We start from the raw sequence: 1,303 nt of genomic DNA on the forward strand, positions 1-1,303 counted from the left end.
GCGGACCGAGGTGCGGGCGGCGAGCGCGGCCCGCAGCGCTGGCACGCCCTCGGTGGTGGAGTACTGGAGGGCCTGCGCGGGCTCCTCGGCGAGGACGGCCCGGTACGCGGCGGCGATGCCCTCCGCGTCGAACAGCGAGGGCGCCGGCAGCCCGCCCGCGAAGTTGATCACCTCGGGGCGGGCGGTGACGGCGAGGATGTCCCGTACCGGCGAACCGCCGATCGACCGGGTCCGCGCGGCGAGCGGCGGCAGGGATCCGTCGGCGGCGGATACGGCGGGGGCGGCGAGAGCGGGGTCCTGGGTCACGGTCATGGCCGCAGCCTAGGGAAGTACGTGCCGCCTACAGGCACGTTTCCGTGATACGGACAGGTGTGCGGGGTCAGGTCCCCGCGACCCACTCCCAGGCGTGGCTGCCCAGCGGATACGCGTAGTAGGACGCGTCCTTGGACGCACTGGTGCGGAACGGCTTGCCGTGGTCGTCCACGCGCAGGGTGCCGTGCCGGTCGCCGCTCGACCACTCCAGCTCCAGGTACCAGCTGACGTCGCGGCCGCCGGTGTGCGCCTTGACCTTGAACACCTCGGGATCGGACTCGGTCACCTTGTACGGGAAGTCCCGCTGCCCCGCGACCGGCACCGCCGTCGGGGTGCCCAGGTCCAGCGCGACGTCGAAGGACGCGGTGTCGACGCCGCCGCCGCAGCCGTTGCCCATCACGTACTGGTTCCAGTCGAGCGCCGGCCTGCTGCTCGCCACGCGGACGTGCAGGTCCTCCAGGACCACGGTCTCCTCGCCGGTGCCCTGCACGGTGAGAACGACGGTCTGCCGGTTCGCGGAGACGGCGCCGTAGGCGGTGGCCCAGCCGACCGCGTCCTGCTGCGGGGGCGGGGGCAGCACGTTCTGCGGGCTGCGGTCGACCAGGAAGGCGTGGTCGCAGGGCACGTCCCAGTAGTACGGGGTGGTCGCCACGGTGAGCGCCGGGCCGGCGGCGGGGCCGGGACGGCCGGGCGCGGTCGCGCTCTCGCGCGTCGCGGGCGCCGAGGCGGACGCGGAGGACGACGGGGAAGCGGAGCCGGACGCGGACGCCGAGGCGGAGGCGCTCGCGCTCGGCGACGCCGGCCGGGTGGCGGTCCCGGACACCGGGGCGGACGCCGACACCCCGGCCGCGGCGGCCCCGGCCGGACCGCGCTGGTCCCCGTCGCCGGTACCCGGCACGAGGTTCGCCACGAGCGCCACGGCACCGGCGATGACGACGACGGCGGTCGCGGCGTACAGGGCGGTACGACGCCGCCGCCGGCTCGGTGGCGC

General features: G+C 75.8%; 1 protein-coding gene and 1 pseudogene. Both read right to left on the bottom strand.

Annotated elements, in window-relative coordinates:
• Positions 1-312 (bottom strand): annotated as a pseudogene (locus tag GTW67_RS22100) (PLP-dependent aminotransferase family protein); the annotation flags it as partial.
• Positions 313-379: 67 nt separating this feature from the next.
• A partial coding sequence (locus tag GTW67_RS22105) for a transcriptional regulator (protein WP_161166546.1) occupies positions 380-1,303 on the bottom strand: 924 nt, incomplete at its 5' end.

It is taken from the genome of Streptomyces sp. SID5910 (assembly GCF_009862125.1).
GTDB lineage: Bacteria > Actinomycetota > Actinomycetes > Streptomycetales > Streptomycetaceae > Streptomyces.